Here is a 13,657-nt window from a genome sequence, read left to right as displayed (position 1 = left end):
GGGGGACGTGACATAGGGAACCTCCAAGTGCGAGTAAATTATCGCTTCTTGGCGTCCGTTTCAGCGGGGCAGGTTCAGTCGGCGCATCGCTGTTGTAGAGCCGGGCTTGCCCGGCTGACGGAGCCCGCGCGCGTTGGGAAGCCGGGCAAGCCCGGCTCTACGGGTTCCCGGCGTGTGCATGCCGCGTCGCAGTCAGCGCGGCTTGGGCACCCATCGAACGGTACTACGGCTACTTCCAGTGTCATGCTGTCGTGTCTCCAGGTGCTGCTTCAGAGAGACAGCGAGACGGTCAGAGATCGGCTTGGGGTTGTCGAGGGCGTCAACAAAGCGCTTCATGTCCTCCTGGCCCAGTCGAATGATCGAATGCTGTTCCTGTCCGATTGGCCGGTGTCGCCAAAATGGCAACTTCGACCCCGTAACGTCCATCGCTGGACAATTTTTCACATACATGAATGCTTCATCCCGAGCGCCATCAATTTGGCGCTCGCAATTGACTTGTCGCGAAGAGCGTGCAAAGTTCAGGTGAACCGCGAGTGAAGCGCGCTATGTGGTCCACACAGCGCGTTGACAGGGGCAACTCGTCACCGAAGCATGACAAGTTCAGGGAGGTCGTATGCGATACGGCACTAATGACTTGGCTGACGGCGTGCGCTCCGAGCTGGAGGCCAGCTACAGCAAGCATGGCTGCGGCCCGGAGTTCTGGACCACCTACCAACAGGTGCTGGAGCGCCTGGTGCCCCAGGGCAGGAGCCGCACGCAGGTCACCAATGAGCTGGCGTTGATCATTGAGCAGTTGGGGATTGTGCGGCGTGCACAGATGGTGCCGTCGCGGAGCGAGCGTTCGTAGAGCCACGCCCTGCGTGGCTGCGACCTTGTCATGGACCGCGCTCAGCCACGCAGGGCGTGGCTCTACGGCCGATCATGGACCGCGCTTAGCCACGCAGGGCGTGGCTCTACAGCAAGCCGACCGCTAACAGCACTATCAGGGTTGCCAGCGCCGCCAGCGTGCGCGGGCGCAACCAGCGGCGCAGCTGCTGACGCATCGCATTGTCGCTGGCCACCTTGATCAGCCCCGGCGGGAAACCCTGCGCCCGCATCTGCGCATTGCAGGCATCCACGCAGGCCCCGCACGCAATGCAGTCCGGCAGCGGTCCGCTGCGTACGTCCAGCTGCATCGGGCAGACCTCCACGCAGGCCCCGCAATCCACACAGTCACCCAGCCGGTCAGCGGCAAAGCGCGGCATCGGTCCGGCCAGGGCGGGGTGCGCGGCGCGGAAGGCGTAGTCGCTGGCGCTTACCGGGTCGAGCAGGCCGCGCCCGCGTTCATCGACGCCACCCTGTCCAGCAGCGCGTGGACCACGCGGCTCGCCGCGCCTCGCGTCATAGCAGACCTGCGGGGTGTCGGCATCGCTGAGCAGCGGCGCGACACGGGCATAGGGGCACAGGTCGATGCAGACCTGCTCGCGCAGGAAGCCGGCATTGCCCCAGGTGGCCAGCGCGTAGAACAGCACCCAGAAGATCTCCCAGCCGCTCCATGCCAGCGGCCACAGTCCGGTGACCAGCTGATCCATCGGGCTGAAGAAGCCCACGAAGGTGATCCCGGTCCAGAGCGCGACGACCGCCCACGCCAGGTGCTTGACCATGGTGGCCAGGCGGGGCGGGCGCAGGTGCCGCTGGCAGGCCAGCTCGATCCTGCGGAACAGGCCGCTCCACAAAGTCTGCGGGCAGGCGTATCCGCACCACAGGCGTCCGCCCAGGTTGGTCAGCAGGACCAGCGAGGTCGCCAGCACCGCGATCAGGCCCAGCAGCACGCCCAGGTCCTGCGGCCACAGGGTCAGCCCGAACAGGTCGAAACGACGGCCCGGGAGGTCGAACAGCAGCGCCTGGCGGCCGTTCCAGCGCAGCCACGGCAGCAGGTAGAAGCCGGCCAGCAGGGCAGCCGGAAGCAGGGCGCGCCAGCGCAGCCGCGGTCGCGATGCCGGAGGCGGCGAGGGCGGTGGCGTGGAGTCGATCAGGTGCAGATGCAGGCGGCGCGGCATGCTCAACCCAGGGGCAGTTCGTCGTCGTCGCGACGCAACGGTCGCAACAGATACCAGGTCACCGCGCTGGCGGCGGCGGTCACCGCCCAGAACATGAAGAAGCCCAGGGTGTAGCCCATTTCGCGGCTGATCGCATGCTGCGGAAAGGTGATGTCGCGCAGCCGCAGGGGGTCGACAAAGGCGAAGAACACCATGCTGGCCAGGCCGGCGGCGACGAAGCTGGGCCACAGGATCGCGCCCCATTGCCGGATCAACAGCCGGCGGCGGCTCAGTGGGGGCATGTCGGGGGTGTCGTTCATGGCCGAAGACTAGGCCCTGCGACAGCTCGCCACATTGATCCTGATCAAGGCGGGGCGCATCATCCGCGCGACGTTGTGCCGCATCTGTTGCCGAGGCCCCCATGCTGGACCCATCTCCCCACCCGCTGCCCCTTGCGTCGCTGTCCCTGTGCAGCGAAGAAGAGGTCACCCGGCTGGTCCACGATTTCTACGCGCGGGTTCGCCAGGAGCCGCGCCTGGGGCCGATCTTCACTGAGCGCGTGCATGACTGGGACGCGCACCTGGCGCAGCTGGTGGACTTCTGGTCGGCAATGCTGCGCGGCACCCGCCGCTTCAGTGGCGCGCCGATGCCCAAGCACATGGCGATGGACGACCTCGACCGCGACCTGTTCGACCGCTGGCTGGTGCAGTTCCGCCTGACCACCGCCGAGAGCGGCAACGTGCCGATGCAGCAGCTGGCTGACGACGTGGCCCGGCGGATCGGCGACACCATCTGGCGGCGCTACCAGATGCTGCGCTGGCCGCAGATTCCCGTGGCCGGTCGTCCCCAGCTGCGCGACGGCTGCGGACATGTGGCCGGGCAGGGCTGCATCGGGGCAGGGGCGGCCAACGAGGACTGACCGGGACGCCGATTGATCTGGCTCAATGCGCGTACCGGCGGGTGCGCGCAGGCTGTGCCCATGGACACCTTCTCGCCCGCCGCCGCCGGCCTTGCCTGGCAGTTCGATCCGGAACTGCTTCGTCGTCACGACCGCCCTGGTCCGCGCTACACCTCGTATCCGACCGCGCCGCATTTTCATGACGGCTTCGGCGAGCATCAGCTGCGCGAGGCCATTGCTCGCAGCAACGTGAACGCACGCGCCCTCTCGCTGTATGTGCATGTGCCGTACTGCAGCAGTCCGTGCTTCTACTGCGGCTGCAACCGGGTCATCACCCGGGACCATGGCAAAGGCGTGGCTTACGTGGCACGTGTGCTGAGCGAGGCTGACCAGATCGCGCCATTGTTCGACCCGAGCCGTGAAGTCATCCAGCTGCATCTGGGCGGCGGTACGCCCAACTTCCTGGCGGCCGAGCAGATGCGGGAGCTGATTGACGGCCTGCGCCAGCGCTTTTCCTTCAGTGAAGCGGCCAGCCGCGACTTCTCCATCGAGCTGGATCCACGCCACGTCAGCCGCGAAGACATCGCCGGGCTGGCCGCACTGGGCTTCAACCGCGCCAGCCTGGGCATCCAGGACTTCGACCCCACGGTGCAGCGCGCGATCAACCGCGAGCAAGGCGTGGAACCTACCCTGGAAGTGCTGCGCGCCTGCCGCGAATTCGGCCTGCGCTCGGTCAACGTGGACCTCATCTACGGTCTGCCGCACCAGACCCTCGAGGGCTTTGCGCAGACGCTGGAAACGGTGCTGCGCGAGCGCCCGGACCGGCTGGCCATCTATGGCTACGCGCACCTGCCCAACCTGTTCAAGGCACAGCGGCAGATTCCGGACGAGGCGCTGCCCAGCCCGGAACAGAAGCTGGCACTGCTGGGGCTGGCGGTGCGTCGCCTGTCGCTGGCCGGTTACCAGTACATCGGCATGGACCATTTCGCCCTACCGGAAGAAGACCTGTCGCGGGCGCAGCGTGCCGGTCAGCTGCACCGCAACTTCATGGGCTACACCACGCATGCGCAGACCGATCTGGTGGGTTTGGGGACCAGTGCGATCAGTCGCATCGGCGACAGCTACAGCCAGAACCCGCGCGATCTGCCGGGCTGGGAGGACGCGGTGGATGCGGGACGGTTGCCGGTGTGGCGCGGGCTGACCCTGGATGCCGACGATACGCTGCGCGCGGAGCTGATCGGGCAGCTGATGTGCCAGGGCGAGGTGGACGGAAATGCGCTGGCCGCGCGCCATGGCGTGGACTTCGAGAGCTACTTCAGTGATGCGCTGATCGCGCTGCAGGCGCTGCAGCATGACGGTCTGGCCGAGTATGCCGATGGCGTGGTCCGCGCCACCGAGCAGGGCAGGCCGCTGCTGCGCCTGTTGGCGATGTGCTTCGACCGGTATCTCGGCAAGGTCGAGTCAACCGCGCGCTACTCGCGAGCGATCTGACGCGCTCTCGGCTCAGCTGCTGGCCTTGAGCAGGGCGACGGCAGCGGTCAGCAACGAGACGATGATGCCGGAGCCCATGATTACCGGAGTCCAACGATGTTCGCGACTCAGTTTGGCCGCCTCGATGTCGATACGGCGGGCCTCGGCATGCGCTTTCACTGACTCGGCGTAGGCGTTGCGCATGTCCTCGACGGCCTTGTTGGCCTCGGCACGGGTCCGATGCACTTCCTCAACAGTAAGGAAGGTGTCTGCCCGGGTGTTTCGGGCCTCTTCGTAGGCCTTCAGCGTTTCAGCGTGCGCTTTGCGGGACTCTTCCATGACCTTGAAGATTTCCACTTTCAGCTTGGTGATTTCCGCGTCGACTCTGGCGTCCATGAGGACCTCCCTAATGATGTCGGCGCAGTGTATGCCCAGCCGTCTGCCGATTTTTGCGGCTCATCGCACGGTTGGCGGAGGTGGCTCGAATGCAATGAAGAACGTTGCAACGTGCGAGATATGGTGCCCGGAGCCGGAATCGAACCGGCATGACCTTGCGGTCGGCGGATTTTAAGTCCGATGCGTCTACCAGTTTCGCCATCCGGGCCGGTCTGACGGCGGGAATTGTAGCTGAATCCTGACCCCGCGCCGGGTAGAAGTTCCCGATCCGTTTTCCCGCTAGCATGTCGCATCTGCCACGAAGAGCGCACAGCCATGCTCAAACTGCACATCGGCAACAAGAATTACTCGTCGTGGTCGATGCGCCCCTGGGTGCTGATGACCCAGGCGGGCATTCCCTTCGAGGAGGTTCTGCTGCGTTTTGACAGCTTCGAGCCGGATTCGAGCTTCAAGCAGGCCGCCGAGGCGCTGTCACCGTCCGGTACGGTGCCGGTGCTGGTCGATGGAACCCAGGTGGTATGGGATACCCTGGCCATCGCCGAGACCCTGGCCGAGCGCTTCCCGGAATGTCGTTTATGGCCGCAGGATGCGACCGAACGGGCACTGGCACGGAGCGCTACTGCAATGATGCACGCCGGGTTTGGCGCATTGCGACAGCACTTTCCGATGAACATCGAAGCCCAGCTGCCGGAGGTGGGCGCGCGCGTGCTGCGCGAACAGCCCGCCGTGGCCGCTGACCTGCAGCGCCTGCTGGCCTTGTGGGAGCGGCTGCTGGCGCGGCACGAAGGGCCGCTGCTGTTCGACCATTTCACCATTGCCGACGCCTTCTACGCGCCGGTGGTGATGCGCCTGGGCACCTACGCGGTGCCGGTCGGCGCGCGCGTGCAGCAGTATATGGACGCGGTGAGGGCGCTTCCCGGCGTGAGCAGGTGGATCGACGGGGCGCTGGCCGAACATGACTTCCGGCCCTTCGAGGAGCCGTATCGCAGCGCGCAGGATCAGGCCTGACCGCGCTGGTATCAGCCGCGACAGGAGGCAGGCCGTGAGCAGATGGATGGCAGCTTGGATGGGGGTCGCACTGGCGCTGGCCCAGGCCGGTGCAGCAGCAGCGCAGGACGCACCCGCACCACCGACGGGCGAGGTGGTCGACCTGGCTCCGGTGGTCGTGTCAGGCGTGCAGCCCGGACCCGGCCTGTGGCAGGTGAGGGCACCCAACGGTAATACGCTGTGGATACTCGGCACGGTCACGCCCCTGCCGAAGAAGATCGACTGGCGCGCAGATGAGGTGAAGGCCGTGATCGCCAGCGCCGACGCCGTGCTTTCCAGCCCGGGTTGGACCGTGGATGCGGACGTGGGTTTCTTTGGCCGGCTGACCCTGATCCGTCCGGCCATGAAGGCCGCGCACGACCCGGAAGGCCGTCGACTGGAGCAGATTCTTGCGCCCGACCTCTACGCGCGCTGGCTGCGCCTGAAGCAGCCTTACCTGGGCCGGGATCGCGGGGTGGAGAAAGACCGCCCGCTGGTCGCGGCCACCCGCCTGTATGCGGCGGCGCTGGACAGGATCGGCCTCGAGCAGCGCTCGCCGGTGACCAAGGTGCTGGAAAAGGCCTACAAGGCGCGTGGCCTCAAGCCGGTTGAAACCCGGCTCGTGATCAAGGTCGACGATCCCCGCAGGGCGCTGAAGGAGATGCAGGCCAATGCGCTGGATGACGTGCAGTGCCTGGAGCGCACCATGGACCGGGTGGAACACGAGTTGCCGCTGCTGGTGGAGCGGGCCAACGCCTGGTCGGTGGGTGACGTCGAGGCGCTGCGGCGCCTCTCGACGACCGGTCCGTATGACGCCTGCGTGGGCGCGATAACACGCAGCGCATTCGGTCAGCGGCGTGGGCTGGGTGATCTGGATGCACGTGCGGCACAGACCTGGATGCGCGCGGCACAGAAGGGCCTGACCGACCATAAGGTGGTATTTGCGACAGTACCGGTCTATCTGCTGGTCTCGCCGACCGGTTACCTGGAACGATTGAAGCAGGCTGGCTACAGCGTGCAGGAGCCCTGAGCCCTGTAGCGCTGCCGGCGCGGCGCTTTTCGCGGCTGTTGCGTTCATGGCATAGTCGATTCCACATCACGGGGAGTACGCGCATGTCTCTGCGGGCGGTCGCCTATGTCAGCGAAGCAGTCGAAGGAATCGGCGGTGCGGACATTGACCGCATACTTGCCGACGCCGCCGCGCACAACCGCATGGCCGGCGTGACCAGCGTGCTGATGTTCGACGGGGTCCGCTTCCTGCAGTACCTGGAAGGACCCGATGACGGCATGCGTTCGGTCTACCCGCGCGTGCTCAATGCCCGCAGCCACCACCATCTCCGTCAGCTGGCCAAGGGCGAGGTACCCACCCGCCAGTTCCCACGATGGACCATGGCCTCGGCGCGGATCGATGCGGACGTGCTTGCCGACATCGCCGACCCGCCGTGGGACGGGTTCACCGCGGCGGCACCGGTTACCGGCGAACGCCGGATCGGGTTTGCCCGCTTGCTTGAACTGTGGACCGGGGTTTCCGGCGAACTGGAACCGGCGGCGCTGAGCCTTGGCTCTTAAAGGGCCGGGTCGTAACAGGAATCTCACGTCGGTGGCCGTAGTCTGCATCTACCAGCTGTGACCGGTTCCGGGCCTCCCGGAGTTGTCTGAAAGGGTAGTAACCGCAGCTGGACCACTTTCATTGGCCGTCGCCCGTACTCTCCGCGGGCGGCGGCTTTGTTCTTTGTGGTGGCAGGCTGGTCGCGCTAGGCTAGTCACACCCCTTCGATCTACAGCTGCGCATGACCGTCCATCGACCTCTGCTTTCCCGCCGAAGTGCCGGTCCTGCATCGCGAGGCGCACGTTGATGGTGGCCGACCGCGCCGCGCAGGCACGCATCGGCGTCATCGGGCTGGGCTATGTGGGGTTGCCGCTGACGGTTGCCTTCGGCCAGCATCTGCCGACCCTGGGCTATGACATCGATGCCGCACGCGTGCAGGAGCTGCGGCAGGGGCGTGATCACACCCTGGAGGTGGATCCACACGAACTGGCGGCGGCCGTGCATGCGCGCTACAGCGCCGATCCTGCCGAGCTGGCTGCCTGCACGGTGTACATCGTGACTGTGCCCACGCCGATCGATGCCCATGAACAGCCTGACCTGGGGCCGTTGCGCAGCGCCAGCGCGCTGATCGCCGGCGTGCTCAAGCCCGGTGACCTGGTCATCTACGAGTCGACCGTCTATCCCGGTACCACCGAAGAGGTATGCGTACCCTTGCTGGAAGCCGGCTCGGGCCTGCGCTTCAACCAGGACTTCCATTGCGGCTACAGCCCCGAGCGGGTCAATCCCGGTGACCGCCAGCGCCGCCTGGCGGACATCCGCAAGATCACTTCGGGCTCCACGCCGGAGATCGCGGCCGTGGTCGATGCGCTGTACGCACGCATCATCACCGCCGGCACCTGGCCGGCCCCGTCGATGCGTGTGGCCGAAGCGGCGAAGGTGATCGAGAACATCCAGCGTGACGTCAACATCGCACTGGTCAACGAGCTGGCCCTGATCTTCGACCGGCTCGGCATCGACACGCAGGACGTACTGGACGCGGCCGGCAGCAAATGGAACTTCCTGCCCTTCCGGCCCGGCCTGGTGGGCGGGCATTGCATCGGCGTGGACCCGTATTACCTGCTGCACAAATCCGAAAGCGTGGGTTATCACCCCGACCTGATCCACACCGCGCGCCAGGTGAACAACCGGGTCGGCGCGCACGTGGCCGAACGCGTGCTGGCACTGCTGGATGCGCGCGGCACCGGCCGTTCGCAGGCGCGCGTGCTGGTGCTCGGTGTGACCTTCAAGGAGAACTGCCCGGACCTGCGCAACAGCCGTGCACTGGAGCTGGCCCAAGCGTTGCAGGCCGCCGGCACCCAGGTGCAGGTCCAGGACCCCTGGGTGGGACCGGCGGCGCTGGCTGGCAGTGGCGTAAAACTGGTCGAGGCACCGGAAGCACATGCGTTCGACGCGGTGGTGCTGGCGGTCGCGCATGACCAGTTCCGGAGCATGGACAACGCCGCCATCCGCGAGCTGCTGCGCCCGCACGGTGTGGTGTACGACGTGAAGTCGGTGTGGCCGCGCGAGGTCGTCGACGACCGGCTGTAGACCCTGTGGGCGGTAGACTGGGGCGCATGTGTTGAATGAGGAACGCCATGCACCGGTACCTGGTCTACCTGCTCGCCATCCTGCTGTTCCCGGTCTGCCTGTGGCTGGCCACGATCTGGCCCGCCTGGTACTGGGGCGTGGGCCTTTCCGCCGCGCTGGTCGTGCTCGGCACCTGGGACCTGCTGCAGAAGCGCAGTACCCTGCGGCGCAATTACCCGGTGATGGCGCATTTCCGCTATGGACTGGAATCCATCGGGCCGGAAATCCGCCAGTATTTCGTCCAGAGCGACCTGGAAGACGTACCGTTTTCCCGCCAGCAGCGCGCGCTGATCTACCAGCGCTCCAAGAACCAGATGGATGTGGTGCCCTTCGGCACCCTGCGCAGCACGTATGCGGTGGACTATGAGTGGATCAACCACTCACTGGCCCCGACCGAAGTGGCCAACCACGATTTCCGCGTGCTGATCGGGCCCAACTGCGAAAAGCCTTATTCGGCCAGCGTTTTCAACATCTCCGCGATGAGCTTCGGTTCGCTGTCGGCCAACGCGATCCGCGCACTCAACGAAGGTGCGCGTCGCGGCGGCTTCTACCACGACACCGGCGAAGGCTCGATCTCGCCCTATCACCGTGAGAACGGCGGGGATCTGGTCTGGGAAATCGGCTCAGGCTACTTCGGGTGCCGCGACGAACACGGTGGCTTCAGCGAGGAACGCTTCGTCGCCAATGCGACCCATGACCAGGTCAAGATGATCGAGATCAAGCTCTCGCAGGGCGCAAAGCCCGGTCATGGCGGCGTGCTGCCGGCGGCCAAGGTCAGCGCGGAGATATCGGTGACCCGTGGGGTGCCGATGGGCATCGACTGCGTGTCGCCGTCGAAGCATTCGGCGTTCAACACGCCGGTGGAGCTGCTGCAGTTCGTACAGCGGCTGCGCATTTTGTCCGGCGGGAAGCCGGTGGGCTTCAAGCTGGCCATCGGCCATCCGTGGGAGTGGTTCGGCATCGCCAAGGCCATGCAGGAGTCCGGGCTGCTGCCGGATTTCATCGTGGTCGACGGGGCGGAAGGCGGTACCGGGGCTGCGCCCGCGGAGTTCATCGATCACGTCGGCGTGCCGATGCATGAGGCACTGCTGCTGGTGCACAACACCCTGGTCGGGCTGGACCTGCGCGACCGCATCAAGATCGGCGCGGCCGGGAAGGTCACCAGTGCCTTCGAGATCGCGCGCACCATCGCACTGGGTGCGGACTGGTGCAATGCCGGGCGCGGCTTCATGTTCGCGCTGGGCTGCATCCAGTCGCTGAGCTGTCACAGCGACAAATGCCCCACCGGCATTGCGACGCAGGATCCCAGCCGCTGGCGGCACCTGGATGCGGCCGACAAATCCAGCCGGGTGCACAGCTACCATGAGAACACCCTGCGCGCGCTGCGCGACCTGCTCTGCGCGGCCGGGCTGCAGCATCCGGCCGAGCTGGGGCCGGAGCACATCCTGCGTCGTGTTTCGCCGGTGGAGATCCGCTCGCTGGCCTCGCTGTATCGTTATCTCAGTCCGGGCGAGTTGCTGCGCCGGGTGCCTGACCATGCGGTGTTCCATGATTTCTGGGGTGATGCCCGAAGTGATTCGTTCCAGCCGCCGGCCCGCATCCAGGCGCTTCGTTCGAGCAAATCGCGATAAAGCCGCCCGACCAACGGTCGGGCGCTACCGGTGGGTCATGCGACACCGGGGGTCATGCGACACCGATGGGGCATGCGACACCGGCAGGTACCGACCGTTGGTCGGTACGACGCGTCACCGTTCGAGAAACGCCACCACCCCACGCCCGGCCCGCAACCCGCTTGCATAACACGCGGTGAGCAGATACCCGCCGGTCGGCGCTTCCCAATCCAGCATCTCCCCGGCGCAGAACGTGCCGGGCAGGGCGCGCAGCATCAACGCATCATCCAGCGCCTCCAGCCGCACGCCACCGGCGGTGCTGATCACCTCGTCGATCGGGCGCGGCCGCAGCAGCGACAACGGCAACCGCTTCAGCGCGGCGGCCACCGCCTCGGCGGGCAGCTGACCGGCGTCCTTCCCAAGCACTTCGAACAGCAGTGCCGACTTCACCCCGCCCAGCCCCAGCTGGCGGCGCAGGTGTTCGCCGAAGCTGCGGCCCTGGCGCGACCTGCGCAGCTTGTCCAGCAACTGCGCCTCGGTCTGGCCCGGCAGCAGGTCCAGCTGCAGCTGGACCTGGCCGTCGCGCGCGAGCGTGCCGCGCAGGTCAGCCGCCAGTGCGTAGATCAGACTGCCTTCGATGCCGTTGGCGGTGATCACGCACTCGCCCTGCAGGGCATGCGGTGTACCGTCCAGTCCGGTCCAATGCGCCACTACCGGCTTGAGCGGGGCACCGGCCTGACGTTCGCGGAAGTAGGGCGTCCAGTCGATATCGAAGCCGCAGTTGGCGGGCTTAAGCGGAGCAATATCCACGCCGCGCGCCTGCATGGGAGCGACCCAGGCCCCATCCGAGCCCAGTTCCGGCCAGCTGCCGCCGCCCAGTGCCAGTACCACCGCATCGGCCTGCACTGTGACCTCACCGTCAGGCGTCTGCAGGCGCAGGCCTCCGTCAGGCGTCCACCCGGTCCAGCGGTGCTGCACATGGCAACGTACGCCCTGGTCTTTCAGCCGTCGCACCCAGCCGCGCAGCAGTGGCGCGGCCTTGCGGTCAACCGGAAACACGCGGCCGGAACTGCCCACGTAGGTCTCCACGCCGAACGCCCCCGCCCAGGCGCGCAGCGCATCGGCATCGAAGTCGGCCAACCACGTCCCAACCGCGTCCGCGCGTTCGCGGTAGCGGCTGACAAACAGCGCCGGCGGGTCGGAGTGGGTCAGGTTCAGGCCCCCTTTGCCGGCGATCAGGAACTTGCGCCCGGGCGAGCCCTTGGCTTCATACAGGTCGACGGTGTGGCCAGCGGCGCGCACGGTTTCGGCGGCCATCAGGCCGGCCGGGCCGCCACCGATGATCGCCACGCGGGCAGGGTGCTGCAGTGCGGTCATGTTCAGCGCGGCTTGACGTCAAGCAGTTCCACGTCGAACACCAGTGAGGCATTCGGCGGAATCGGGCCGGCCCCGCCGGCCCCGTATCCGTACTCGGCCGGAATCATCAGGGTGCGCTTGCCGCCGACCTTCATGCCGGCAAAACCTTCATCCCAGCCCTTGATGACGCGACCCTGGCCCAGCTGGAAGCTGAACGGTTCGCCGCGATCCAGCGAACTGTCGAACTTGGCCCCGTGCTTGTCGGCCGCGTTTTCGTCGTAGATCCAGCCGGTGTAGTGCACCGAAATAGTGCTGCCAGGCGTGGCTTCAGCGCCGCTGCCCGGTTGGGTGTCGATCTTTTCGAAGGCGGCAATCGTGCCACCCGGCGGCGGGCCCGGGGGCGTGCAGCCAGCCAGCAGGGACAACAGCAGGGGAGCGATCAGGAACTTCGGCAGACGACGCATGGCGGCACCGGGTGGTGTACAGGGGACGCAAGGGTAGCGCATCGCCGGGCGCTATCATGGACGCATGTCGAAACTGCTGCTCAACCTGCGCAATGTCGCAGACGATGAAATCGAGGACGTGACCGCGCTGCTGGAGCAGGCGGGCATTGCCCACTACCGCACCGAACCCAGCCCATGGGGCATCTCGTGGGGCGGCATCTGGATCCGTGACGACGCCGACCAACCCCGCGCCAAGGCACTGATGGCCGAGTACCAGCAGGCGCGTGGCGAGCGGGTCCGGGCCGAGCGCCAGGCCGCCCTGCGCGACGGCACCGCCGAAACGTTTGGGAGCCTGCTGCGGGCGCGGCCGGTCTTCGTGGTGCTGGTCCTGCTGGGCATGGTCGGCGCTGCAGCGCTGGTGCTGCTGCCATTCGTGCTGCTGCGCGGCTGAACACCGGGCTGGCGGATGCGCCAGCGCGGGCGGCCGCCGGGTAAAATGCCCGGATGATCGCCAATACCGCCGCCTACCATTTCACCGTCATCGCCGATCCGCAGGCGCTGTGCGCCACCTTGCTCGAACGCGCTGAAGCGGGCGGGCTGCGCGGCACGATCCTGGTGGCAGGCGAGGGTATCAACCTGTTCCTGGCCGGCAGCCAGGACGGTATCGATGGCTTCTATGCCGCGCTGGCTGACGACACGCGCTTTGCCGGCATGCGGGTCAAGACCAGCTACAGCCAGATGCAGCCCTTTGCGCGGCTCAAGGCCAAGGTAAAGCCGGAGATCATCAGTTTCCGCATCGACGACGGCCAGCCGCTGGAGTTTCCGCGCGCGCCGGCGGTGGATCCGGCCACCGTGCAGCGCTGGCTGCGCCAGGGCCACGATGACGGCGGCAAGCCGGTGGTGATGCTCGACACCCGCAATGTGCAGGAGATCGAGTACGGCACCTTCGCAAACGCGCTGGTGCTGCCGATCACCAAATTCACCGACCTGCCCGACGCCCTGGCACCGCACCGCGAGGCCCTGCGCGACAGCACCGTGGTCAGCTTCTGCACCGGTGGCATCCGCTGTGAAAAGGCGGCCTTGTGGATGCGCAACGATGGCATGGACAACGTGCTGCAGCTGGAAGGCGGCATCCTCGGTTATTTCGAGGAAGTGGGCGGGGAAGGATACGAAGGGCGTTGTTTCGTGTTCGACGAACGCGTCGCGCTGGATGCCGAGCTGAAACCGCTGGTGGATTCGGAAACGCGTTGATCCGAGCGGCAGGA

At 66.5% G+C, this 13,657-nt stretch carries 15 protein-coding genes and 1 tRNA gene; 10 read left to right on the top strand and 6 right to left on the bottom strand.

From position 1 onward, the window contains the following. Positions 1-613: 613 nt before the first annotated feature. Positions 614-847, top strand: a complete 234-nt coding sequence (locus EGJ34_RS06420; RefSeq protein WP_125359671.1) for a hypothetical protein — start codon at positions 614-616, stop codon at positions 845-847. Positions 848-953: 106 nt separating this feature from the next. Here the strand turns inward: EGJ34_RS06420 and EGJ34_RS06415 are convergent, their stop codons facing one another. Both EGJ34_RS06415 and EGJ34_RS06410 read right to left on the bottom strand, forming a co-directional pair. Next, positions 954-2,039 (bottom strand): 4Fe-4S dicluster domain-containing protein, encoded by a 1,086-nt coding sequence (locus EGJ34_RS06415; RefSeq protein WP_125359670.1) that lies wholly within the window; start codon positions 2,037-2,039, stop codon positions 954-956. Positions 2,040-2,041: 2 nt separating this feature from the next. Beyond that, entirely contained in the window at positions 2,042-2,338 is a 297-nt protein-coding gene (locus EGJ34_RS06410; protein WP_185750080.1) for a hypothetical protein, read from the bottom strand. A gap of 101 nt (positions 2,339-2,439) precedes the next feature. On the opposite strand from EGJ34_RS06410, the gene EGJ34_RS06405 reads away from it, so the two are divergent. After that, positions 2,440-2,937, top strand: a complete 498-nt coding sequence (locus EGJ34_RS06405; protein ID WP_125359669.1) for a group III truncated hemoglobin — start codon at positions 2,440-2,442, stop codon at positions 2,935-2,937. Positions 2,938-2,997: 60 nt separating this feature from the next. Continuing rightward, positions 2,998-4,407, top strand: coding sequence for an oxygen-independent coproporphyrinogen III oxidase (hemN, locus tag EGJ34_RS06400; RefSeq protein ID WP_125359668.1), 1,410 nt, complete (start codon positions 2,998-3,000; stop codon positions 4,405-4,407). A gap of 12 nt (positions 4,408-4,419) precedes the next feature. On the opposite strand, the gene EGJ34_RS06395 is transcribed toward hemN, so the two are convergent. Further along, on the bottom strand, positions 4,420-4,782 hold the full coding sequence (locus EGJ34_RS06395; protein WP_125359667.1) for a hypothetical protein: 363 nt from the start codon (positions 4,780-4,782) through the stop codon (positions 4,420-4,422). Between the two features lie 121 nt (positions 4,783-4,903). Further along, a tRNA-Leu gene (locus tag EGJ34_RS06390) sits at positions 4,904-4,990 on the bottom strand. Positions 4,991-5,097: 107 nt separating this feature from the next. On the opposite strand from EGJ34_RS06390, the gene EGJ34_RS06385 reads away from it, so the two are divergent. The 5 genes from EGJ34_RS06385 (at position 5,098) to EGJ34_RS06365 (ending at position 10,614) form a co-directional block, all read left to right on the top strand. Further along, complete coding sequence (locus tag EGJ34_RS06385; protein WP_125359666.1) at positions 5,098-5,790, top strand: glutathione S-transferase family protein; 693 nt, start codon at positions 5,098-5,100, stop codon at positions 5,788-5,790. 34 nt (positions 5,791-5,824) lie between these two features. After that, positions 5,825-6,838 carry a TraB/GumN family protein gene (locus EGJ34_RS06380; RefSeq protein ID WP_260476917.1) on the top strand — a complete coding sequence of 338 codons (1,014 nt, stop codon included), beginning with the start codon at positions 5,825-5,827 and terminating at the stop codon, positions 6,836-6,838. A gap of 83 nt (positions 6,839-6,921) precedes the next feature. Beyond that, the gene (locus EGJ34_RS06375; protein WP_125359665.1) at positions 6,922-7,377 is read left to right on the top strand and encodes a BLUF domain-containing protein; all 456 of its coding nucleotides are present in this window, start codon (positions 6,922-6,924) and stop codon (positions 7,375-7,377) included. A gap of 286 nt (positions 7,378-7,663) precedes the next feature. Beyond that, positions 7,664-8,944, top strand: a complete 1,281-nt coding sequence (locus EGJ34_RS06370) for a nucleotide sugar dehydrogenase (protein WP_125359664.1) — start codon at positions 7,664-7,666, stop codon at positions 8,942-8,944. A 47-nt stretch (positions 8,945-8,991) separates the two neighbouring features. Continuing rightward, positions 8,992-10,614 (top strand): FMN-binding glutamate synthase family protein, encoded by a 1,623-nt coding sequence (locus EGJ34_RS06365; protein ID WP_125359663.1) that lies wholly within the window; start codon positions 8,992-8,994, stop codon positions 10,612-10,614. 114 nt (positions 10,615-10,728) lie between these two features. Here the strand turns inward: EGJ34_RS06365 and EGJ34_RS06360 are convergent, their stop codons facing one another. Beyond that, entirely contained in the window at positions 10,729-11,970 is a 1,242-nt protein-coding gene (locus tag EGJ34_RS06360) for a TIGR03862 family flavoprotein (RefSeq protein WP_125359662.1), read from the bottom strand. Between the two features lie 2 nt (positions 11,971-11,972). Beyond that, on the bottom strand, positions 11,973-12,413 hold the full coding sequence (locus EGJ34_RS06355; RefSeq protein WP_125359661.1) for an FKBP-type peptidyl-prolyl cis-trans isomerase: 441 nt from the start codon (positions 12,411-12,413) through the stop codon (positions 11,973-11,975). Between the two features lie 64 nt (positions 12,414-12,477). Here EGJ34_RS06355 and EGJ34_RS06350 point away from each other — a divergent pair, with 64 nt between their 5' ends. Further along, a complete protein-coding gene (locus EGJ34_RS06350) occupies positions 12,478-12,843 on the top strand; it encodes a DUF6164 family protein (RefSeq protein WP_125359660.1) in 366 nt (121 codons plus the stop codon). Between the two features lie 53 nt (positions 12,844-12,896). Then, positions 12,897-13,643: a sulfurtransferase gene (locus tag EGJ34_RS06345; protein WP_125359659.1), complete on the top strand. Its 747-nt coding sequence runs from the start codon at positions 12,897-12,899 to the stop codon at positions 13,641-13,643. The last annotated feature ends 14 nt before the right edge of the window (positions 13,644-13,657 follow it).

This window comes from Stenotrophomonas sp. 278 (assembly GCF_003935715.1).
In the GTDB taxonomy this organism is placed as follows: Bacteria; Pseudomonadota; Gammaproteobacteria; order Xanthomonadales; family Xanthomonadaceae; genus Stenotrophomonas; species Stenotrophomonas maltophilia_AH.
This window is presented reverse-complemented; position numbering and strand designations above follow the sequence as displayed.